At 50.7% G+C, this 20,460-nt stretch carries 22 protein-coding genes; 11 read left to right on the top strand and 11 right to left on the bottom strand.

Going from position 1 to position 20,460, the window contains the following annotated elements:
* The first annotated feature begins 45 nt into the window (after window positions 1-45).
* Window positions 46-720, top strand: a complete 675-nt coding sequence (locus tag MUG09_RS15840) for a FadR/GntR family transcriptional regulator (RefSeq protein WP_244772404.1) — start codon at window positions 46-48, stop codon at window positions 718-720.
* Window positions 721-1,021: 301 nt separating this feature from the next.
* Here MUG09_RS15840 and MUG09_RS15835 read toward each other — a convergent pair whose 3' ends face one another.
* The 4 genes from MUG09_RS15835 to MUG09_RS15820 all read right to left on the bottom strand — a co-directional run bounded on the left by MUG09_RS15835 (window position 1,022) and on the right by MUG09_RS15820 (window position 4,194).
* Window positions 1,022-1,795, bottom strand: a complete 774-nt coding sequence (locus tag MUG09_RS15835) for a metal ABC transporter substrate-binding protein (protein ID WP_244772403.1) — start codon at window positions 1,793-1,795, stop codon at window positions 1,022-1,024.
* A complete protein-coding gene (locus MUG09_RS15830) occupies window positions 1,792-2,607 on the bottom strand; it encodes a metal ABC transporter permease (protein WP_244772402.1) in 816 nt (271 codons plus the stop codon). Before MUG09_RS15830 ends, MUG09_RS15835 begins: the two co-directional genes overlap by 4 nt.
* A complete protein-coding gene (locus MUG09_RS15825) occupies window positions 2,600-3,631 on the bottom strand; it encodes a DUF1893 domain-containing protein (RefSeq protein ID WP_244772401.1) in 1,032 nt (343 codons plus the stop codon). The genes MUG09_RS15830 and MUG09_RS15825 overlap by 8 nt, the downstream gene beginning before the upstream one ends.
* 128 nt (window positions 3,632-3,759) lie before the next feature.
* Window positions 3,760-4,194 carry a DUF3842 family protein gene (locus MUG09_RS15820; RefSeq protein ID WP_244772400.1) on the bottom strand — a complete coding sequence of 145 codons (435 nt, stop codon included), beginning with the start codon at window positions 4,192-4,194 and terminating at the stop codon, window positions 3,760-3,762.
* 82 nt (window positions 4,195-4,276) lie between these two features.
* Here MUG09_RS15820 and MUG09_RS15815 point away from each other — a divergent pair, with 82 nt between their 5' ends.
* The 4 genes from MUG09_RS15815 (at window position 4,277) to MUG09_RS15800 (ending at window position 7,969) form a co-directional block, all read left to right on the top strand.
* A complete protein-coding gene (locus tag MUG09_RS15815; protein ID WP_244772399.1) occupies window positions 4,277-4,972 on the top strand; it encodes a FadR/GntR family transcriptional regulator in 696 nt (231 codons plus the stop codon).
* Between the two features lie 88 nt (window positions 4,973-5,060).
* The gene (locus tag MUG09_RS15810) at window positions 5,061-5,900 is read left to right on the top strand and encodes an MBL fold metallo-hydrolase (RefSeq protein WP_244772398.1); all 840 of its coding nucleotides are present in this window, start codon (window positions 5,061-5,063) and stop codon (window positions 5,898-5,900) included.
* Window positions 5,901-5,932: 32 nt separating this feature from the next.
* Entirely contained in the window at window positions 5,933-7,276 is a 1,344-nt protein-coding gene (locus tag MUG09_RS15805; protein ID WP_244772397.1) for a GntP family permease, read from the top strand.
* Window positions 7,277-7,336: 60 nt separating this feature from the next.
* Complete coding sequence (locus MUG09_RS15800; RefSeq protein WP_244772396.1) at window positions 7,337-7,969, top strand: tetratricopeptide repeat protein; 633 nt, start codon at window positions 7,337-7,339, stop codon at window positions 7,967-7,969.
* A 1-nt stretch (window position 7,970) separates the two neighbouring features.
* On the opposite strand, the gene MUG09_RS15795 is transcribed toward MUG09_RS15800, so the two are convergent.
* Window positions 7,971-8,576, bottom strand: a complete 606-nt coding sequence (locus MUG09_RS15795) for an SAM-dependent methyltransferase (RefSeq protein WP_244772395.1) — start codon at window positions 8,574-8,576, stop codon at window positions 7,971-7,973.
* Window positions 8,577-9,366: 790 nt separating this feature from the next.
* On the opposite strand from MUG09_RS15795, the gene MUG09_RS15790 reads away from it, so the two are divergent.
* On the top strand, window positions 9,367-10,005 hold the full coding sequence (locus MUG09_RS15790) for a rhomboid family intramembrane serine protease (RefSeq protein WP_244772394.1): 639 nt from the start codon (window positions 9,367-9,369) through the stop codon (window positions 10,003-10,005).
* On the opposite strand, the gene MUG09_RS15785 is transcribed toward MUG09_RS15790, so the two are convergent.
* Window positions 10,002-11,090, bottom strand: a complete 1,089-nt coding sequence (locus tag MUG09_RS15785) for an adenosine deaminase (RefSeq protein ID WP_244772393.1) — start codon at window positions 11,088-11,090, stop codon at window positions 10,002-10,004. The two genes, MUG09_RS15790 and MUG09_RS15785, sit on opposite strands and share 4 nt — an antisense overlap.
* A 175-nt stretch (window positions 11,091-11,265) precedes the next feature.
* Between MUG09_RS15785 and MUG09_RS15780 the strand changes: the two genes are divergently transcribed.
* Window positions 11,266-11,778 carry an ankyrin repeat domain-containing protein gene (locus MUG09_RS15780; RefSeq protein WP_244772392.1) on the top strand — a complete coding sequence of 171 codons (513 nt, stop codon included), beginning with the start codon at window positions 11,266-11,268 and terminating at the stop codon, window positions 11,776-11,778.
* A 146-nt stretch (window positions 11,779-11,924) separates the two neighbouring features.
* On the opposite strand, the gene MUG09_RS15775 is transcribed toward MUG09_RS15780, so the two are convergent.
* Together MUG09_RS15775 and MUG09_RS15770 are read right to left on the bottom strand one after the other, a co-directional pair.
* Window positions 11,925-13,070 carry an ankyrin repeat domain-containing protein gene (locus tag MUG09_RS15775; protein ID WP_244772391.1) on the bottom strand — a complete coding sequence of 382 codons (1,146 nt, stop codon included), beginning with the start codon at window positions 13,068-13,070 and terminating at the stop codon, window positions 11,925-11,927.
* Between the two features lie 115 nt (window positions 13,071-13,185).
* The gene (locus MUG09_RS15770; RefSeq protein ID WP_244772390.1) at window positions 13,186-14,952 is read right to left on the bottom strand and encodes a proline--tRNA ligase; all 1,767 of its coding nucleotides are present in this window, start codon (window positions 14,950-14,952) and stop codon (window positions 13,186-13,188) included.
* 122 nt (window positions 14,953-15,074) lie between these two features.
* On the opposite strand from MUG09_RS15770, the gene MUG09_RS15765 reads away from it, so the two are divergent.
* From MUG09_RS15765 to MUG09_RS15750, 4 genes are read left to right on the top strand one after another with little or no spacing between them, the layout of a single operon-like run.
* Entirely contained in the window at window positions 15,075-15,740 is a 666-nt protein-coding gene (locus tag MUG09_RS15765; RefSeq protein ID WP_244772389.1) for a class II aldolase/adducin family protein, read from the top strand.
* Window positions 15,741-15,749: 9 nt separating this feature from the next.
* Window positions 15,750-16,583, top strand: a complete 834-nt coding sequence (locus MUG09_RS15760; RefSeq protein WP_244772388.1) for a transketolase — start codon at window positions 15,750-15,752, stop codon at window positions 16,581-16,583.
* Window positions 16,580-17,527: a transketolase family protein gene (locus MUG09_RS15755; RefSeq protein ID WP_244772387.1), complete on the top strand. Its 948-nt coding sequence runs from the start codon at window positions 16,580-16,582 to the stop codon at window positions 17,525-17,527. The genes MUG09_RS15760 and MUG09_RS15755 overlap by 4 nt, the downstream gene beginning before the upstream one ends.
* Window positions 17,524-18,252, top strand: coding sequence for a DUF6062 family protein (locus MUG09_RS15750; protein ID WP_244772386.1), 729 nt, complete (start codon window positions 17,524-17,526; stop codon window positions 18,250-18,252). Before MUG09_RS15755 ends, MUG09_RS15750 begins: the two co-directional genes overlap by 4 nt.
* Here the strand turns inward: MUG09_RS15750 and MUG09_RS15745 are convergent.
* From MUG09_RS15745 to MUG09_RS15735, 3 genes are all read right to left on the bottom strand, one after another.
* Window positions 18,236-18,811: a hypothetical protein gene (locus MUG09_RS15745; protein ID WP_244772385.1), complete on the bottom strand. Its 576-nt coding sequence runs from the start codon at window positions 18,809-18,811 to the stop codon at window positions 18,236-18,238. The two genes, MUG09_RS15750 and MUG09_RS15745, sit on opposite strands and share 17 nt — an antisense overlap.
* Before the next feature lie 5 nt (window positions 18,812-18,816).
* Complete coding sequence (locus MUG09_RS15740; RefSeq protein WP_244772384.1) at window positions 18,817-19,203, bottom strand: OsmC family protein; 387 nt, start codon at window positions 19,201-19,203, stop codon at window positions 18,817-18,819.
* A gap of 74 nt (window positions 19,204-19,277) precedes the next feature.
* Window positions 19,278-20,423: a GGDEF domain-containing protein gene (locus MUG09_RS15735; protein WP_280529370.1), complete on the bottom strand. Its 1,146-nt coding sequence runs from the start codon at window positions 20,421-20,423 to the stop codon at window positions 19,278-19,280.
* Between the last annotated feature and the right edge of the window lie 37 nt (window positions 20,424-20,460).

Below are 20,460 nucleotides of genomic sequence, written 5' to 3'. Positions count from 1 at the left end.
CAATATTGTATGAGACAACCAACTGCTATTTGAAGGATGGATTCTATGAGCTTTGATCGGACTCCGATAGTCCAACAAATCACAATGTATTTGCGGGATAAAATTGAGTCGGGTGAATGGCGGGTTGGAGAGAAGATTTCTTCGGAAAATACCTTGACCCAAGAGTTGAAGGTGAGCAGACATAGTTTGCGTATGGCAATCCAGAGTCTGGCATCCCAAGGAATAGTGGAAAGTATCCACGGTAAAGGTACATTCGTTCTGACGAACCAACTTTCACTTCTAACCTCCTCAAGAAATGCCATAACTTCAGAAGATTTTTTGGATGTCAGGAAAGTACTTGAATTCAGGCTTGCCATTGAACCGATCACTTGCTTTCTTGCCGCCGGTCGAATCGGTGGGGATATTCTTGCAATGCTCGACGAGAGCTACCATGAAATGCAGGCCAATATTGGCAATTCCGAAGAGTTTGTAAAACATGATTTGATGTTTCACTTGGAAATTGCAAAGGCATCCCAGAATCATTTGCTCTTAGGAGCTCTTTCTGAGGTTTTTGACAAGACTTTGCGTAATTTGGAATTGTTGAATGTCCTGTATGGCTACTCAGATGGCCTTTACTTCCATAAAAAGATATTGAAAGCTTTGAAAGAAAAGAATGCAGTGCAAGCACGTTCGATAATGGAAGAACATATCCAGAAAGCTATCAACAGTTTGATACAGTAGAAAAAACTTTAAAACTGATCAAGTATGGATTCAACTACCATATCATGGCTGCTTCTTTTTATTTGTTGATGCAGTTGCCGCTCTGTTTACCTAAGCAAATAAATTCATGGTGCTGGAAACCTCTAAATAGAGAAGTTTTGAATAGGTTTTGCTGGGTAGGTCAGAATAATTAGTTCATAGCTGTAGTAACAACCCAGTTGAAGTCTATGTAACATGTACAAACCCACAAAGAAGGACGAGATTATAGACTAACGAAAAGGGAGAAAAAGCAATGTTTATCTCCCAGCTCTTTTCACTTTCTCTACTGCAGCAATACTTCAATATTTTCGCCGACCATCTCGGCGAGGCTGTCTCTCCCACCTCTGTCGGGGAAGTTGCGCCATACCACCACCTTGGTTGTTGGTGACACCTCCAAGAAAGGCTTGGCGATCGGATTGTGGATGTTGTCGATGATAAGGTCGTATCCACCCTTGGCAACCTCTGCAATCTGGGCGGCCGTGACGGGACCGGGGCCGAAGGTTCCAGCCACTGAGAGACCCAGGTCCTTGGCAAGAAACACCTGCATGCTGTGGCAGTAGACTTTCAGCTGGTCCAGACCCTGTTCCCTGACCTTCCGGGCTCCATCTTCCACAACCTGTACATACTGTGCAACACGCTTGGAGCTTTCGGCCTGCGTCCCCATCACAGCAGCGATAAGGCTTGCCTGCTCCCTGACGTTTTCAATACTGTTGTTGGTGTTGATTTTGATCATCGAAGCCTCGTCTTTCTTGATCGAGGAGCCCATGCTCTGCATCATCCGCTCATAGCCGGCATAGATGAAGTAGTCGGCGTTGTTGATCTTCAATACATCACCGACGATGATCTCGTACTCCGGCGGATGTATCAGGTTTGCCGGGGCGATGAAGGGGACGTCATCGAGGCCGCCCAAGTCTGCAAATGCTGCTGTCCAGCTGGTGGATGCGACAATGGCGGCGGGCCTGGATGCCGCCGAGGCCGCCACGTCCTCCGGCACTCCCTGGGCGAAGAGTGAGGCGGATACGATGAGCAACAGGGTGACGATACTCAATTTTTTCATACAACGGTTCCTTTCTTGTGTGATGTTGGGGCGAGATACAGCAGAGCCGAAAGCAAGGCAATCGTTCCGCTGGGTGGAAGGTCGGTGGCAACGGCCAGCAAGTAGCCGAGAGTCGAGATGAATAGACCGGTAAGGCACGAATACCATAAGAGGTGCTTCAAGCTCGTTGCACGCTTGCTTGCAACCATGACCGGAAGGATCAGAAGGGCGTCGATGAGCAACGCTCCAAGCAGTTTCATCGCAAAAGCGATGACCAAGGCGATGAGCAGTACCATGAGAGTATGATGCAGCTTCACCCTCATTCCCAACGACTGGGCGATCTCCTGGTCGAAAAACATTGCGCTGATGGTTCGGAAACCAAGCACCAGATAGAGAACCAAGAGTGCGGCAATGGCAACCAAGCCTGCAATATCCAGTGCATCAAGGGCGAACGGACTCCCCCATAAAAGCTGCAGGGTATCCTTGGCCGGTACATCCCACACATGCATGACCAAGGAGGCTAGGGCCATGGAGAAGACCATTGCAGCGGCGCTGGCAAGCCCGAAGCCATGGGAGGAATTTCCTTTCAAGTGCAGCATGAGAAAGACGAGCAGAACATTGAGCAGGATGCTGGTGGGTAGTACCGGCAGGGAGAATGCAAGCGACAGTGCGCCGCCGAGAATCACCCCATGCATGAGCATATAGCGCATCGGTACCAGATTCAGACGCAATACCATCACTCCGCTTGCCGGAAAGCACAGGCCTGCTATGGCCATCGCAACCAGACCCCGTGCAACCGGGGGGAGACTGAGGGCGAACAGAAAATCATGCATGCCTGCCCTCCAGACGGAGAACAGGCCAGGCGAGATCGGCCTCAAGCTCCTTGTCGTGGGTGACAATCACAATGGTCGGCATCTCATCGACGGTGAGGGAGTGCAGTACTTCTACAAGGGTCGTCCGACTCTTGGCATCCAGAAATGATGTGGGTTCGTCGAGAAGCAAAAGCCGGGCCTTTTGGCAGAGCGTCCGTGAGAGCGACACTTTCTGCCGCTCCCCACCGCTGAGGGTGAAGAAATTCCGATCAGCCATCTCAAAGACACCGGTCCTCCTAAGGGCTGTGTCGATCTCCCATTTTTGTTGCTTGGTGTCCAGATTTGGATCGACGGCCATGCTGACCACCTCCCGCGCCGAGACGGGGTACTGTTCTTGGGTCTGTTGCTGCTTGATGTATCCGATGGTTCTTTTTGCTAAAGTCGAGGGCTCCTTGCCGTCGATGAGAACGACTCCCCCGGTAGGCTTGAGCTTTCCCATCAGTACATTGAGCAGGGTGGTTTTACCCATGCCGTTGTCGCCTTGGATGATGAGCCTTCCCCCTTCTTCGACAGAAAATGACAGGTTTTCAAGTATCGGTTTTTGGTCTGCGTAGGCAAACGAGACCTTTTTGGCTTCAATGCTTACCCCTCGTACCAGCTTGGCGCGTCTTCTGAGCAGGCGGTACATCTCCTCCTCGCTGGTCATATCGGCAAGCAACTCCTCAGTTTTACAGGCCAGACGTTCGATGCGTTTCTCCCAACTTACCACAATGCCGTGCTCTTCATAGAATGCAACAGCAAGGTCGCTTACCAAATTTATGTGACATCGCTTGATTCCCATGCGGCTCATCAATACCGCAGCCGCTTTCCCTGCTGCGGTGTCGTGGGCGCAGAGGCAATCGCGTTCGCCGCTGTATGTAGCCAGGAATCGCTCAAGGGCGAAGAGCGGGGTGAGCCAGCGGCCGCTGTCTGAGAAGATGAGCCGGTCACGGTTGTAGACACATAAGGTGGTTCCCTCTGGAAGGGGCTTTTTATACAGTTCCACGGACAACTCCATAAAAAAAGCCATGAAAGCAAAGGACTGTCATCCTTCTCTGCCTTCATGGCTCTTTTCGTAAACAGGTAAACGGTTTAGGATCAGCCCCTTCATAGGGCTTGGTTGGGCGTATTGTACTAGCCAGATGGCTGGTTGTCAAGAAAGGCTGCAATCTCGGAAAGGGCGAGCTCGATCATCTCTGTCAGGCTCAGGTCCTGCCTTCCTACGATGCTCACATTGCACTTGCTGATCGGAAGCAGGATCTTATGGGCCTTGCTCTGGGCAACGGCAACAGCCATTGTCGGTGTAATCTCCCCGTGCAGGGCGTCGGCTGTTATGATTCCCAACGGTCCGATGATCAGATCGGCGTTCCGGGAAGCAACCACGACCGGGTTCTCCCCGGTGGCAATTCCATCTGCACCGCTGCGCAGCATGGCGCTTGCAGCAAGACTGTTGGTCCCGATGGCCAGTACGTATACCTGTTCGAATCGTTTTTTTATTGCTTCAACCAAACTTTTTCCGAGGCTTCCACCCTGGCCGTCGATGACTACGACTGTGTGTATGGGTTCCATAAAACCAGTATAGAAGAAACACACATAGATTGCCAGAGTAAGATTACTTGCACCATTGCACACTAAGCGTTACGATACGCACATGCAATCGCTCAAGAAAGAACGTCTATCAATCATGGTTACCGATGCCATCAACGAAATTATTCGGACTGAACAACTCAAGCCGGGGGATAAGCTTTATAGTGAAAAGCAACTCTCAGCAAAACTCGAAGTAAGCAGGTCTTCAATTCGTGAGGCTTTGCGTATGTTGGAAGTATCAGGCGTAGTGAAAGTTTATCAGGGCAAGGGTGTTTTCATCAACGACATGACTTCAAAGAGGCATCCGGTCAAGGAGTGGGTGGTAGAGAATGCAGATTCCTTGCGGGAACATTTCGAGGTTCGCTTGTTGATCGAGCCACACGCAGCCTGGGTGGCATGTGAACGTGCCGAAGAAAAAGATTTGGAAGCTCTGCAGTCTCATTACGACGCCTTCGTCGCCCATGTCGGAGATGGTGATGTTTCCAAGGCGATAGCAAGTGACAGCGCATTTCATTTGGCTATAGCAAAAGCAACAAAGAACCGAACACTTACAGTGCTGATGCGCACCATGGACCAAACGCTCAATGAGGGGTGGTATGCGAGCCTGCATGCTCCAGGAAGATTACAATCATCCATCATCGAACATGGCAGGATGCTTCAAGCTATCAAGAACCATGATTCACAGGAAGCTAGCAAAGCAATGGAAGATCACTTGCGAAACGCTCTATCTGATATTCAATTGCATTATGGGACTCTGTAAAAATTTTCGTTGACAAGGTGACTGAGGAGGGTTTATTGTTAGCTCAACTTGTCAGACCTCTGATGAGTTAGATGTTCATTAAGGATCTATGATGGCACTTGAAATAACCACACTTGAAGAGAATACCGAAGGAGAGCACACCGGCATGATTGCTGAACACGGGCTCTCTTTCTTAGTGGAGATGAATTCTATATCGGTATTGTTTGACACCGGTAGAAGCTCAGCGTTCTTGCAAAACGCACAAAAACTGAACAAGCCTTTGGATGCTGTTGAGCATATAGTACTCAGTCACGGCCACTATGATCACAGTGGTGGGTTTCGGCCATTGGTAGAGACGTACCCGAATCATCCCTACACCCTGTATACCGGTGATGGGTTTTTCAACCCGAAATATGCTCGGTTCAATGCTTCCTACCAATATCTGGGCAATGACTTTAATACGTTGTATCTGAGACAACACGGTATCAAGCATGAAATAATCAAAGAAAAGAAAGAAATATTTCCAGGGATTTGGATGGTCACGAACTTTTTCAATCTCCATCCTGAAGAGACCATCCATCCCCGATTTGTTGTGAGGACATCGAACGGTTGGATGCCGGATCATTTTTCGGATGAAGTACTTCTGGTTGTAGAAAGCAGCAAAGGATTGATTGTTTTGGTCGGATGCTCCCATCCAGGAATCCTCAATATGCTTGATACGGTACGCCAGCAGTTTTCTTCGCCTATCTATGCACTGCTGGGAGGGACCCATCTGGTTGAATCAGATATGAGTCGTACAAAAACCACAATTGATGAATTTAAAAGGCAGGGAATCTCAATTCTAGGAATATCCCATTGCAGCGGCAACGATGCCATTGTTTTGGCAACAGAGAATTCCGAGATGCATTTTCATAATACATTGGGATCTTCCCTTATTCTTGAAGAATAAGGTTTTTAGTATCAGTACAGGAGGAAGAAAAAATGGCAGGATGGTATTTGTTTCTAATCATCATTGTCGCAATCGTAGGAATGATACTCTTGATATCCAAGTTCAAGTGGCATCCATTCATCGTGTTGTTGCTAGCAGGGTATTTTGTAGGGATTCTGGGAGGAATGCCGGTTGATGCACTAATCAACACATTGACCTCCGGTTTCGGCTCCATCTTGGGAAGCATCGGAATTGTCATCATTGCAGGAACCATCATCGGGACGATTCTCGAGAAAACCGGTGCTGCTTTGACAATGGCCAATACCATCTTGAATATAGTAGGAAAGAAACGCGCTCCCCTTACGATGAGTATCACAGGTTATATTGTCAGTATCCCAGTATTCTGCGATTCCGGTTTCGTCATTCTTTCTCCAATCAATAGAGCACTGGCTGCAAAATCCGGCATCTCGCTTGCGGTGATGGCGACATGTCTCAGCAGCGGTCTTTACTCGACGCACTGCCTGGTGCCTCCTACTCCGGGACCGATCATCATGGCAGGTACGCTCAATGCTGACTTGGGTCTGGTGATTCTTGTTGGCTTATTGGTTTCCCTTGCACCCATGTTGGTTGGATATCTCTATGCAATGAAGATTTCCAGCAAGTTCGACATTCCAGCCAATCCCGAGGTTTCTCTTGAAGAATTGGTTGAAAAATATGGAAAGCTTCCTGGAGCAATTCGTTCTTTTGCGCCAATTCTGCTTCCTATCGTATTGATAGCTTTAAAGTCAGTAGCAGACTTTCCTGCAGCTCCGTTTGGAACAGGTGTTGCAAAGTCCTTCTTTGATTTCATAGGTAATCCAGTGACCGCCTTGATTCTTGGCGTAGGCCTTGCAGTTACCCTGATTCCCAAATCAGAAAAGAAAGGCGCCGCATTCACCTGGCTCAGTGAAGGTATTGAGAGTTCTGCGAGTATTTTGGCTATTACCGGTGCTGGTGGTGCCCTCGGTGCAGTATTGAAGACCCTGCCGATTGCCGATATACTTAGTAACTCTTTAATGCAGATGAATGCAGGATTGCTGATTCCCTTCTTAATTGCAGCATTGCTTAAAACCGCAATGGGTGCTTCAACTGTTGCCATGATTGTCACTAGTGCAATGATTGCACCGTTGATGGGTCAACTTGGCTGGACTAGCGAGATTGCTAAGGTCCTTGCCTTGCTGGCCATCGGAGCCGGTTCCATGACTGTTTCACACGCAAACGACAGTTATTTCTGGGTGGTTTCTCAGTTCTCCGATATGGATACTACCACCGCCTACAAGACGCAGACTGGTGTTACCTTGTTACAAGGCATCACGACGTTGGCTGTTCTGATGATTATTGGTGTATTCGTACTGTAAAATCTCAGTGAATAGTTGATGCCGAGGAAAAAATCATCGGCATCAACATGTGGGGAAAGTATGGATGTATTGAAATGGTACTATCAACGAAGAATGCTAAACGCCATGGTGCAGAATTCTTGGCCTGAAGCAGAACGCTTCACACGAAAACTCATCAAGCACAGCGGTCCCTCCGTTGGATTGGTGTACAACCTGGCATTGATAACGTTTGGTGCCGGCAAGATGGAAGACGCGTATACACAGCTTCTAGGAGCAATACAGACATATGGAGAAAGTCTCAGGCTTTGTCGCTTACTTGCCGATATTGCCTATTTGAGCGGCAAAAGACAGGATGCAATCGATTGGTATGCAAAAGCCCAGAAGGAAGTAATTTCCAGCAAAGAAAAGAAATTCATTGTTTTGCGGATGGATATTCTTGCAAATGCTGAACTCTATGACCGTGTCCTTGATGTTCTTTCACGTATGCAAACAGCACATGATGCGATGACAAAGAATCTTGACATCGCATATGAACAGTATTGCTCAATTGTGGAAATAGACCCGACACAGATAGAGGCTTTGAACAATCTTGGAGTTCTTGAGCTTGAGCATTATCATCGGAAAGAGCAGGCCATTCAATACTTCATCAGAGTTCTGGAATTGGTTGACCACCAAGGTGCAGCAAGGAACCTTGCCAAGGCAAAAAAATCCTGAATCACTTCTCCAACCGATCCAAGCCTACCAGATAAATCTCGAAGGAGTCATCCCTGCAGGCTTTCGGCTTGAAAGGTTTAACTTTTGCAAAGAGCGTGCGCATGAGTTTGAGCAGTTCAACCTGTCCTCCCCCCTGAAAGATTTTGACCACTAGATTTCCATGTACCTTCAGATGGTCCTGGGCAAGGTAGACAACCTGCTCGGCAAGATTCTCACTGCGTGCAGTATCGACTGCCCGGTTTCCCATCGTCATGGGGGCGGCGTCACTGATGATGACATCGTAGGGGCCGTGGGAGATGAGTTTTTCCCTCATCTCTTTTCCGAATGCATCCCCGACATAGGATGTGACGGTTACAGGTACCGGATTGAGGTTCAGGGGATTGAGGTCGACTGCAATAATTGTTCCCTTGCCCTTGATCAATTCATTATGGGTATAGAGCGTCCACGACCCTGGAGCTGCACCCACATCCAATACGGTATCGCCGCTCTTGATGAGCTTGAAACTCTGCTGCAGCTCTTCAAGTTTGTAGACGGAGCGTGCAGGGTAGCCTTCCTTGTGTGCACGTTTTGTATAGGAGTCTGCACGGTCTCTTCTGCTGGTTGCCATATCTAGACTATACCAAAGCAGGCAAAAGGGTACAAGAAAGGTGCCAGTGAGAATATGTGGGGTGGGAAGGTTTTTCTCACTGGCACCCAAGGTAAAACACGAAAAGGAGGTTGAAAAAACGGTTGCTCTGTTCTGTCAATCATGATGCAACATGCATGCCAAGTATTAAATAGACAACTATTAGCTATGTATAAATACTTTAAGACATGTATTTGAGTTATGTAGATGGGTGACACCTGTGCAATTTCTTCACATGGTTTCTCGATTGCACACCGGAGGGCAAAAAGATGGTGCCAGCGGAATTTGTGGGGTGGGGAGAGAGAACCGCTGGCACCAAAGAAATCACACTTTAAGGAGGTTTGAAAAAAACTGTTGCTCTGTTCTGCTAATTATACTGCAACTTGCGTGCCAACTTAATAAGTTGTACATATGGACTTGCTATATAGCTTAATGTAATGGAGTTGAAGGTAGAACTGAAAGACCCAGTGTGAAAAAAAGTTACAGCAATACAAAAATGCGCAGAATAAGTACAAAAAAAGAAGGATGCCAAAAGCTGATTGGGGTAAATCTCTTGGCACCCTGTCGGTATGAAAAAGGAGGAGTATGAAAAAAATGTTGCTCTGTTCTACTTATAACAATGCAATTAGCATGCCAACTTGAAATCCTTCAAATGACGGTGTCTGGATAGGATTTTCCTCCCAAAGCACTGTGCATTGCTTGCACACCCTCTGATTATTGTGCAAAAATTGCACAATTGACGATTTGACCTGCAATTTATACTGTATAGCCTATGAAGAAAGCATCTCTCATCAACCGGAGATTCCGGGATGGTACATATAAGAATTATACCTTGAAGCTGGTGGTGATCAATGCCTTGATCTATCTGCTTACCGCTTTTCTGTATCCTCGTAGTGCCTACTACCTGGCAATGATTCCTTCCTTCGTGCTCAACGGCTATCTGTGGCAGCTGTTTACCTACATGTTTGTGCATGGAAGTTTTAATCATCTGCTGTTCAACATGCTCAGCCTTTTCATTTTTGGTTCGATGGTCGAGAAAAGAATCGGCAGCAAGGAATTTCTGCTTTTCTACCTGTTGACCGGATTGTTCGGCGGTATTGCCAGTTTTGTCAGCTATTACCTGGCCGGAACCAACGTAATTCTGGTAGGAGCTTCAGGAGCCATCTACGGGGTGATGCTGATGTTCGCCGTCTTCTACCCTTATTCGGTAATCTTTGTGTTTGGCTTCATTCCCGTTCGGGCCCCGATCTTGGTCATTCTCTATGCCATCATCGAACTGTCCAGCCATGTGTTCGGCAGAGGCGGCAACGTAGCTCACCTGACGCATCTGAGCGGATTGGTTTTCGGGTATCTGTATTGCAGGATCAGGATGCGTATCAACCCCATCGACGTGTTCAAGCGAACCCTTTAATAATCGGTGATACCGTACTGCTCCCTGATGGCCAAATATCCTTTCTTGATCACATCGTAGATGATGGAAAGCTTCTGGTCGTGATGGATGAAAGCTGACTTCATCGCATTGATGGTGATTTTCTCCAGGTCACGAATGTTCAGGTTATAATATTGTACGGCGAGTTCCATCTCACGGGTGAGATTGGTATCACTCATCAGGCGGTTGTCGCTGCACAAAAATACACGGAACTTGTTGCGGAACAAGATAGGGAAGGGATGGCTTGCATAGTCCTTGGCGGCTCCTGTTCCTACGTTGCTGGTCAGGCACATCTCCATCGGGATGCGGCGGTCGAGGATGAAATTCGCAAGCGAACCCATCTCATCGATTCTTGACCCTTCAAGCCCCATGTCTTCGACCAGACGCACACCGTGTCCGATGCGGTGGGCGCCGCACAGCTGTACCGCCTGCCAGATCGACTCCACGCCGAAGGCTTCCCCTGCATGAATGGTAATGTTGAAGTTCTTGTTGCGGATGAACTGGAAAGCCTCCAGATGTTTCTTGGGAGGGTAGCCGATCTCATCACCTGCCAGGTCGAATCCGACAACACCCCGGTCGGCAAAGGCAACTGCAAGTTCTGCAATGGTGTGGCTGATGCTCGGGCTCTGGTTGCGCATTGCACACAAAATCAAGCCGGTGGGCATGCCTGTCTGCCTTGTTCCCCGCTGCAGTCCATCAAGCACAGCCTGTACCACCTGTTCGAGACTCAAGCCCTTGTTGACATGGAGAATGGGAGCAAAACGAATTTCTGCATAGCAGACATGTTCGCGCGCCAGATCTTCAACCGCTTCGAAGGCAACCCTCTCGAGGGCCTGCTGGGTCTGCATTACCTGGGTGGTTACACCGAAGGGTTCCAGATACAGAGTCAAACTTTTTTGCTTGCAACCGCGGACAAACCAGTCATGCAACTTCTGCGGATCATTGCTGGGAAGCTCAACGTGCTGCTCCTTGGCAAGCTCCAGAATGGTCTGGATCCTCAATCCACCGTCAAGATGGTCATGCAGTTCCACTTTCGGAACCTGCTGGATGATTTCCTTCGTTACCATACAAGCATCATACAGCATATTTGTATGAACTGGCAAATCCTAAAGCAGTCAATTGGGGGAGGGGAAAGCCAAACTCAGAAAATTATCACCTGCGAGGCTATACAATATCAGGAAAACTTGAAATACTGTGTATAGATAAGTGTAAATCAAATAATGAGTAAGGAGATATAGTGATATGGCGAAACGTGAAGAAACCCTGAACAAAAAGTTGCTCGCAGCTGCTGTAACCGCTACCAAGGTGAAGGAAATCAAGAGCCTTCTGGACCAGGGTGCTGACATTCACACCCAGAACGAGTGGGGCCTTACTCCCATTATGCTTGCAGCCCAGTACAACCCCTCGGTCAATGTATTGAAAGCCTTGCTGGAAGCAGGGGCTGACATTCAGGAAGCCGAGCCGAAGTACCGCTCCAACTCCCTGCACCTTGCAGCAAACAAGAGCGAAAGCCCGAAGATCATCGAGGAGCTTTTGAAGGCAGGGGCCGACCTCAACGCCCGAAACTACCTCGGAGAGACCGCCTTGATCATGGCGGTGAACAGCAACCCCGAGACCCGCGTCATTTCAGCCCTGCTGAAAGCAGGCGCAGACATCAATGCGAGGGATTATCAGGGCCACTCGGTACTCGAGTATGCCAAGGCTGCCAAGAGAACCTATATTGTTAACCAGCTGAAGAAGATGGGAGCGAACTAAATCTTCTCTATCCAAGCAGTCAGGCTTTCTCCCAGGGTATGGAAGAAAGCCTGTTTTGTATGAGAGGCTGACTGTGGCTCACGTTGCTTGAGCAAATGTACTACGCTTCTGCATTGACCCCATTGAACAGTCTGAGCGGTAAGAGTTTATTTGAACAGAGGAGCAATACTCTCTTTGTTGGGATTCATCTGTACAAACTCTCGGGCGCTATAGCCTTCCAGATTTTTCCTGTCGGAATCCGAGCCTGCCTGAAGAAGCAGCTTGACCACCTCGACATTGGGATTTGCTGCAGCTGCATACATCAAAGGTGTCTGCCCCTTCTCATCGGTGCTGTGTATCGAGGCACCATGGGCGAGCAGGCGGGAGGTGATGGACCTGTTGCTGTTGTGCCAGGCCGCATATGCCAATGCACTCATCCCTGTTATGGAGGTTGTGTCGATTTCAGCCCCTGCATTGATCAGCTCATCCAGCACATCAAGATTCTGATTGTACGCAGCTGCATACATCAAGGCGGTGACACCAGAGAGGTTGCGCGACTCGACTTTGGCCCCATGGCGTACCAGCAGCTTGATAATATCTCCATCGTTTGCTCTTCCCGCCGCCATCATCAATGCGGTGTTGCCTTCGTTGTCAGCAAGATCCGGATTTGCACCGAATATGAGCATTGCTTCTATCGCATCCTTATCCGGTTGTCTTTCCATCAGGTACAATAACGCCGTCTTTCCGATATAATCTTTCTGATTCACCGCTGCTCCTGCAAGGATGAGGGTGGTGAGGATGTCTCCACCGCTTCCGCTGTAAGCTGCAAAGTGGAGAGCAGTCTGTCCGTAGATATTGGTCTGTCCGGCAGAAGCGCCGGCCTTCAATAGTAGGTCGATCACTTCTTTGCCCGCCTTGCCGAGGCAGGCCCGATGCAGGGCGGACTCTCCTTTGGGAGAGCGTGTCTGTACGTCGGCCCCCTTTTCCAACAGAAAGGCAGTCACTGAAGGAGCTTTATTATACTCACAACAGTACATCAAAGGAGTCATTCCCTGATTGTCGGTTTGGTTGACGGCAAACCCATTGTCGAGCAACAGTTGCAGGACTGTGACATCGGCATTGTTGGTCGCCGCATAGAAGAGGGCGTTCCAGCCGTCCTCCTCTTCGACAAACAGGGAGCCTGTACTGACAGCTGCGAGCACGACATCGGAAGGGTTGCCCACTGACGCCGCACGGTAAAGGTCCTCATCCGAAGAAAAGCAGGGAAACATGAGAACCAGCAAAAGAATGAGAAGTGCAGAGATGTGTTTCATCATCAGCCTCCTTTTGCAGTGTAAGGCCGTCTATTCCCGATGCCAAGAGAGCGGGTGCGGACAAATAAAAACCTTCGCCCGAAGACGAAGGTTTTTTGGAAGGAAGCACATCGGCTTATGCCTGCTTCCACTCTTTCTCGATAACCTGATCCTCAAGCTCGGCCTTGAGTTTTGCAATGAGGGCCTTGGTCTCTTCCACAACCGTGGCCAGCTCGAAGCTGAAGGTCTCTTCTAGGTTTCTTCTCAGTTTCACCTCGACCTTGCCCTCCTTCAGGGAGCGGTTGCCCAAAGTGATGCGGATCGGAAGCCCGATGAGGTCGGCATCGGCGAACTTGACACCGGCGGACTCCTTGCGGTCGTCATAAAGCACTTCAACACCGGCAGCACTGAGCTGCTTGTACAGTTGCTCGCCGATCTCGGCGTCTTTTACCAGGCTGACAAGATGTACCTGCATCGGTGCAACGGAGATGGGCAAGGAAAGCCCTTGTTCATCACTATAGTTCTCGGCAAGACAGGCGAGAAGGCGTCCCACCCCGATGCCGTAGCTACCCATGATGACAGGCTTGCGGACTCCTCCCTCATCCTGATAACTGCAGTTCATGCTCTCGCTGTAGCGGGTGTTGAGCTGGAAGATATTTCCAACCTCAACGCCTTTGGAAGCAGAAAGACTCCCTTCGCACTCGGGGCAGGCATAGCCGGCTGCAGCACTTGCAATGTCGGCGGTCTGGCCTGTATAGTCGCGTTCAAAGTTGGTATTCAGTAGGTGATACCCTTCCTCGTTCGCCCCTGCGACAAGGTTGTTGCTCTTTGCCACCGAGTCATCGACGATGACCAGGACATCCTTGCTGCATCCGATGGCCGAGCCGTAGCCGGGGACCATCTTCTTTGCAAGGATCTCCTCTGCATGGGCGGGCCTGAGGGCGTTTGCACGGGCGGCATTCTGGAGCTTGTTTTCCTCAACCTCCAGATCGCCACGGATGATGCCGACGATCAGCTTGTCCTCTTCCTCGCCATTGGTATCGTTGATGAAGGTTCCGACCATGAACACAGCCTTGGCGGTCTGCCGCTTCTCAATCTTCAGGAACGCAGCAAGCTCATCGATGGTCTTGCAATCGGGGGTGAGAACCTTCTCGGTCTGCTTCATCGGCTCGGTATAGTAGGTTTTCTTGAAGGTCGCCACCTGGCGGTTGGCGGTGTATCCGCACGTCGGGCAGGTGATGATCGTGTCCTCACCGATGGCGGAGAGGTACATGTACTCGTGGGAGATCTTGCCTCCCATCATGCCGCTGTCGGCTCCGACAACAATGACAGGAAGACCACACCGACTGAAAATCCTGAAGTAGGCTTTGTAATGGGCGGCATACTGGGCATCCAGACCCGCTTGGTCGACATCGAAGGAGTAGCTGTCTTTCATGGTGAATTCACGCACGCGGATCAGGCCGGCACGGGGACGGGGATCGTCGCGCCACTTGGTCTGGATCTGGTAGACCAGAAGCGGCAGGCGCTTATAGCTGTCGATCTCACCGCGGGCCAGGTCGGTGACAGCTTCCTCGTGGGTCATGGCAAGCACCATGTCACGACCGACACGGTCGCTGAAGCGGCTCATCTCCTTGTCGATGCTGTAGTACCGACCGGTCTCTTTCCAGATGTCGGCAGGGTTGACCAAGGGCATCAGGATTTCCTGGCCTCCGATTGCATTCATTTCCTCGCGGATGACCTGCTCAATCTTCTTGGTTGCATTGAAGCCGAAGGGAAGCAAACTGAAAATACCGGCTCCCAATTGGCGGATAAAACCTGCACGAAGCAAATACTCGTAGCCCTTGCTGTCAGCACCGTTCGGGGCCTCGCGAAGGGTTTTTGAAAAGAGTTTGGACATCCTCATCTTGATACGTCTCCTTGGTATTCGAACAGTGGCCATTGTAGCAAAACCCCTTGTGCATCTCAAGCCTTGGGTGAGGATGGTTTTCCTTTCCCACGATACCGGAGACATGCTATACTCGCCCTATGGATATCAAACAATACGAACAACAGCGGCGACAAGTCGCTTCTTTCATGACGCGCCTGTACGACCGGCAACTTACCACGGCCAGTGGCGGAAACATCAGCCTGAGAATAAATGAGGATCTGTTCTGCATCACTCCTTCCGCTTTGGATAAAGGCTTGCTCACCTTCGAGGACATCGCAGTAGTCACCATTGACGGCAAGAACCTGACGCCTCAGCTGCGCCTGAGCATAGAGACCGAGATGCATCGCCTCATTCTCATCTCCCGCCCCGACTGTACAGCGATCGTGCATGCCCATCCTACGTATGTGTCGGCATTCACCGCCATACAGAAGGATGGAAAGTGTGCGATAAACACCCATTTGATCGCCGAATCCTACTATATTCTTGAAGACCCTGTTCTGGTCGACTACCGCCTGATGGGGACGGTCAACCTTGCGGAGATTGCGGCGGTGAAGGCGTTCGACCACGACGTGTTGTTGCTGGAAAACCATGGGGCGGTAACCCTCGGGCATTCGATGCTTGAGGCCTTCGATAAGATTGAGCTTCTTGAGCGGGCAGCACAAATGACGGTGATCACAACACAGATGGCATCTGCAGGATACGATGTCTCCCCCTTGGGAGAGAACCGGTTGCAGCAGCTTATGCACATGAAATACCAAAAATAGGGGAACGAGATGCTAGACATGAAACGGCTCAAGCAGCAGGCGTTGGAAATCCGCAGGCTCACCATTGAGGAAATCGGAAATTTTGGCTCGGGACACATCGGCGGAAGTATGTCCATCGTGGAAGTGCTCACCTATCTCTATTATGAAGCAATGAGGATCGACCCAAGCAATCCCAGGAAGGAAGACCGCGATCGCTTTGTCTGCTCGAAAGGTCATGCAGGGCCGGCAGTGTATGCAACCTTGGCCAGTAAAGGGTATTTTAACGCCGAGCTTCTGAAAACGCTCAACAGTGGGGGCACCAATCTTCCCAGCCATTGTGACATGAACAAGACAGTCGGAGTGGATTTCACCGCCGGCTCGCTCGGTCAGGGTTTCAGCGCTGCTGTAGGCATCGCTTTGGGTCAGAAGATCAAAGGCCTGGATGCCCGTACGTATGCCATCATCGGTGACGGGGAGAGTCAGGAAGGCCAGATCTGGGAGGCAGCCCATACAGCCAGCCAGTGGAAGCTGGGCAATTTGATCGCCTTCACCGACTACAACAAGCAGCAGCTGGACGGATATGTCTCAGACATTTCCGACATGGAATACATCGAGACCCGCTGGCTTGGATTCAACTGGCATGTGCAGCGGATCAACGGCCATGACTTCGATCAGATCGACCGCGCCGTAAAGCGTGCCCAAGCGGTTGTGGACCGACCCAGCATGATCATCCTGGACACCATCAAGTCCTACGGATTTATTCCCGGAGAGGGTGTGGCAGCCAACCACAGCATGGCTTTCGACCAGAAGGCGGCCCAGAAGGCCATCGCCGATTTGTATGCTCGCGAGGGGGCAACGCTATGAGAGATTTAAGTACCTGTGAAAATATGCGCGATGCAGCGATGGCTGCCATCAATGATCTTGCTTCCGAGCACAAGGAAGTAGTGATGCTGGATGCCGATCTGGCCAGCTGTCTCGGCTCGGGATCCTTCTGTTCGCGCTATCCCGATCGGTTCTACAACTGTGGTATCGCCGAGGCGAATATGGTGGGTGTGGCTGCGGGCCTGGCCTCAATGGGTCTGGTTCCGTTCGCCCACAGCTTTGGCTGCTTTGCCACCCGTCGCGCCTACGACCAGGTTTTTCTCTCTGTCGGATACACAGGCCAAACAGTGCATCTCATCGGAAGCGACCCGGGCATTACCGCACAGCTCAACGGCGGGACGCACATGCCGTTCGAGGACATCGCCCTCATGCGACAGGTTCCCGGTGTCACCATCATCGAACCGAGCGACGCCCAGAGCCTGTATGAGTTGATCCGTCAGGCCTATGAGCTGAACAAGGCTTCCTATACCCGGGTTCCCAGAAAGGGTGCCACCCACCGCTACCCGGTGGGAACTCCCATTGAATTGGGCAAGGGCATAGTCCTGGCCGAAGGATCGGATGTCGGTATTTTCGCTACCGGAGAAGTAATGGTCAATGCCGCCCAGGAGGCGGTGAAGCTGTTGCTCCAGAAGGGAGTGAAAGCCACCTTGGTCGACCTGCATACCATCCGTCCCCTCGATTATCCCTTGATCGAGCAGGTGGCAGCAAAAACCGGCCGGATCCTGGTCTGTGAAAACGGCCGGTATGCAGGCGGGATCGGAGAGGCCGTTGCCGCACACCTCGCCCGGGTACAGCCGACCCGAATGGATTTCGTCAATGTCGGCGAACGTTTCGGGGAAGTCGGGAAACTTGCCTACCTTGCACAAACCTTCGGTTTTACCGCTGCTTCAATCGTCGAGAAGGTTGAAGCCTTGGTAGCTGTATGAAGCTTGAACTGGAAACCATTCCTGTATGGGATGGTGTTGCAAGCAAGAGTGAGTGCTACGTGTGTGATTTGATGGCCGAGGCCCAGAAGGATGCTCTTTCCTTCTATCTGGGAAATTCGGTCATGAACCCCGGGACTCGGGTCAAGGTCAATGAGAGCGGGTTCTGTACCAAGCATTGGCAGCTGTTGACAGCCGCCAACAAACCCCAGGGCATCGCTCTGATGACCGATACATACCTTGGCATGACACGGACCAAGTTTGAGAAATCGATAAACAGCCTGCTGGGGACCAAGAATCCCAGGCAGGCCAAGAAGGCCATACAATCCTTGAAGGAAGATATGCAAAAGCGCGAGAAAGGATGCTTGGTCTGTAGTGCGATGCAGCAGCGCCTGGATCGCTATCTATTCACTACCTGCTATCTATGGGGGGAGGACTCAGCTTTCCGTTCTGCCCTGCAGGAAGGCAAAGGGTTTTGCCTGCATCACTTCCAGCTTCTGTTGGAAACGGCTCCGGCCGTTCTATCGGGTTCGTTGCTCGCCCAGTTTGTACATGACCTGACCCAGACCGAGGTGCTCAACCTGGACAGAATAGCAAATGATGTTCATTGGATGACCCAGAAGTACAAGTCGGAGAATATGGATAAACCTTGGAATGGATGTGAGGATGCCCACAAGCGGGGTGTGGACAAGATGACCGGCCGTCACCGCGTCATTGATCCTGTATAGGCTTCCGCTTCTTTCGTACCTTGATTCCCAAGGAGAGCTGACGATCATCGGCTTCGCCTTCTACGTCGCGCTGCATGAGGTGGTGTGTCGTACCATCTTGTTTGTTGAAGTGATAGTACTCAAGACTTTCTTGTTTCGGACTGTAGAGAAGGACGTACTCCTTCTGCATCAAGAACGAGACCCCCAGGACGAGCCTGAAGCCTTGCTCCTTGAGTTGATGCAGGTGCTCCTGCTGTGCCTTGGACAGATAGTCGTAGCCAAGGACGATGCCCAACAGGTGCTTGCCTTTTCGGTCGTGTACCAGGATGTCACACCCTTCGACCAGAATATCGACCTTGATATCCTGCGGAAGCGAGAAGAAAGCGGGACTGGCGCTGTCCTCGCTCAAGCCGAGGACGCTTCTCAGACTCCGTTGCAGTTGGCCGGCCAGGCAGTGTGCAAGGCTCGCCTTGGCCCGTGGCCAGGTAAGAACCTGCGCGTCCTCATGCATGAACTGCATGAGGGCCTTCTCAAAAGCCTCGAACAGGAGAATGGTGGTGAAGCGTCCGTTGCCTGCCATTGCAATTACCTGAAATCCACAGACCAGTGCATTTCACTGACACCGCTGATGGTCTGGTAGATGGAGCAGTAGCGCGTAGCAGTCTCAAAGGCTTTGCTGAACTTTTGCTGGTTGTCCACACCGGTAGCCTCTACGGTTATGGAAAGCTCCCGAAGCGTGGTCGGTACGTCCTCGCGCTTCTCTGCATGCACCTCAAAACTGACATGCTCCCAGCTTACGCGCATCTTTACCGCAAGCTCCTCAAAGGTTGAAAACAGACAGCCCGATAGTGCGCCCAGCAGGTAGTCATAGGGAGCGCTCTCAGGCCCTATGGTGAAACTGGAGCCTTTGTCGGTTGTAAACTGGTAGTGGCCCGGAACAAAGTCTGCACGTATATGTTTTTTATCACCCATGGATTACTCCTTGTCATCGTTTTCTCCATCATAGCCCATACAGGACGATATTTCCAGCGAGCATGACGGTCCTCTCACTTCCTGTTGCCAAGCTTGCTCCGCTTCTGTTCATACATGGCCCCGTCGAGGCCGGCCATGAAATTCTTGTCATCGGAAAACAGTGAGGAGTCGAAGATGGCGTATCCCATGCTCACCGATAGCAGATACGGCCTTTTGGAGGACTGGTTGCTCATCGCCACTTCAAGTTCGATTCTCGAAACCAAGTCCTGCAGGTGATACTCTGAAGCCTCATGCATCAGTATTACAAACTCATCGCCGCCGTAGCGGGCTACGATGTCCTTGGGTCCGGCCACCCGCCTGAGAATCCTGGCCATCTCCTGGAGCGCCTGATCGCCCGCATCGTGCCCCAACGTGTCGTTGATCTGCTTGAACCCGTCCAGGTCCATCAGGATGCAGCCGAATCCTTGTTGAAGATGCAGATGATGATTGAGCATTTCATCGAACAACAAACGGTTGGAGATGCCGGTAAGGTGGTCGATGCCGATTTGGTTTTTCTGGATGTTCAGCGCTGCAGCCACAAGAAATACCGTGGTCACCGGCCAGATCAACACCAAGCCATAGAACAACGATTGAAGCAGGCCCCCTGCAAATGCAATGACCGGAAAGAAGACCAGCGTCCAATACGTCCTTGCCGTACTTTTCTTTGCGGCTCCGATAAGAGGGATGAGTGATGCTCCCAGCAGCAGCAATTGGACAACAGCATAGCCGATGAACCATGTTCCTCGAGTGTATACATTCTGCGCATCGACGTGAAAGAACCATCCAGTGATTGGGGAGGCCAATGAAGCAAGTGCAAGCAAGCCTGCCAGGATTATCAGAGGTACTGCCCAACGTTTCAACCTCTCTGGATTTTGGTAGAGCAGCTGATCGGCATAGAGAATATAACAGATGGTCGGCAGGGCGTGTATGGCATAGTAGATTGTGTGGGCCGCCAGCAGAATCTGATGTACACCTTTATCCTGTCTCCCATCCAAAACCCAACCTAGAAGATCGGTGACCAGCATGATGGTGGTAAAGAGAATGAAGAGATGGTAGAGCCGAAGCGAGAGCGAAGAACCCAAGCCGCCGAACAAGGGCTTCCACGTTGTGGCGGCATAGCAGAAGCCGAGCAACATAAGACAAAGGAGAAGAATCTGGGTACGCAGCATGGTTTCCATCATGATAAGATCGTATTCCTTTTGGTATGCGACTGTATGT

This window comes from Sphaerochaeta associata, assembly GCF_022869165.1.
In the GTDB taxonomy this organism is placed as follows: Bacteria; Spirochaetota; Spirochaetia; order Sphaerochaetales; family Sphaerochaetaceae; genus Sphaerochaeta; species Sphaerochaeta associata.
The sequence above is the reverse complement of the archived record's forward strand: the minus strand, read 5'-3'. Positions and strand labels throughout refer to the sequence as shown.

Bases quoted from the DNA above. Each gene is read 5' to 3' on its own strand.
- MUG09_RS15840 (WP_244772404.1), top strand. From the start codon at position 46: ATGAGCTTTGATCGGACTCCGATAGTCCAACAAATCACAATGTATTTG.
- MUG09_RS15835 (WP_244772403.1), bottom strand. From the start codon at position 1,795: ATGAAAAAATTGAGTATCGTCACCCTGTTGCTCATCGTATCCGCCTCA.
- MUG09_RS15830 (WP_244772402.1), bottom strand. From the start codon at position 2,607: ATGCATGATTTTCTGTTCGCCCTCAGTCTCCCCCCGGTTGCACGGGGT.
- MUG09_RS15820 (WP_244772400.1), bottom strand. From the start codon at position 4,194: ATGGAACCCATACACACAGTCGTAGTCATCGACGGCCAGGGTGGAAGC.
- MUG09_RS15815 (WP_244772399.1), top strand. From the start codon at position 4,277: ATGCAATCGCTCAAGAAAGAACGTCTATCAATCATGGTTACCGATGCC.
- MUG09_RS15810 (WP_244772398.1), top strand. From the start codon at position 5,061: ATGATGGCACTTGAAATAACCACACTTGAAGAGAATACCGAAGGAGAG.
- MUG09_RS15805 (WP_244772397.1), top strand. From the start codon at position 5,933: ATGGCAGGATGGTATTTGTTTCTAATCATCATTGTCGCAATCGTAGGA.
- MUG09_RS15800 (WP_244772396.1), top strand. From the start codon at position 7,337: ATGGATGTATTGAAATGGTACTATCAACGAAGAATGCTAAACGCCATG.
- MUG09_RS15795 (WP_244772395.1), bottom strand. From the start codon at position 8,576: ATGGCAACCAGCAGAAGAGACCGTGCAGACTCCTATACAAAACGTGCA.
- MUG09_RS15790 (WP_244772394.1), top strand. From the start codon at position 9,367: ATGAAGAAAGCATCTCTCATCAACCGGAGATTCCGGGATGGTACATAT.
- MUG09_RS15785 (WP_244772393.1), bottom strand. From the start codon at position 11,090: ATGGTAACGAAGGAAATCATCCAGCAGGTTCCGAAAGTGGAACTGCAT.
- MUG09_RS15780 (WP_244772392.1), top strand. From the start codon at position 11,266: ATGGCGAAACGTGAAGAAACCCTGAACAAAAAGTTGCTCGCAGCTGCT.
- MUG09_RS15775 (WP_244772391.1), bottom strand. From the start codon at position 13,070: ATGAAACACATCTCTGCACTTCTCATTCTTTTGCTGGTTCTCATGTTT.
- MUG09_RS15770 (WP_244772390.1), bottom strand. From the start codon at position 14,952: ATGAGGATGTCCAAACTCTTTTCAAAAACCCTTCGCGAGGCCCCGAAC.
- MUG09_RS15765 (WP_244772389.1), top strand. From the start codon at position 15,075: ATGGATATCAAACAATACGAACAACAGCGGCGACAAGTCGCTTCTTTC.
- MUG09_RS15760 (WP_244772388.1), top strand. From the start codon at position 15,750: ATGCTAGACATGAAACGGCTCAAGCAGCAGGCGTTGGAAATCCGCAGG.
- MUG09_RS15755 (WP_244772387.1), top strand. From the start codon at position 16,580: ATGAGAGATTTAAGTACCTGTGAAAATATGCGCGATGCAGCGATGGCT.
- MUG09_RS15750 (WP_244772386.1), top strand. From the start codon at position 17,524: ATGAAGCTTGAACTGGAAACCATTCCTGTATGGGATGGTGTTGCAAGC.
- MUG09_RS15745 (WP_244772385.1), bottom strand. From the start codon at position 18,811: ATGGCAGGCAACGGACGCTTCACCACCATTCTCCTGTTCGAGGCTTTT.
- MUG09_RS15740 (WP_244772384.1), bottom strand. From the start codon at position 19,203: ATGGGTGATAAAAAACATATACGTGCAGACTTTGTTCCGGGCCACTAC.
- MUG09_RS15735 (WP_280529370.1), bottom strand. From the start codon at position 20,423: ATGATGGAAACCATGCTGCGTACCCAGATTCTTCTCCTTTGTCTTATG.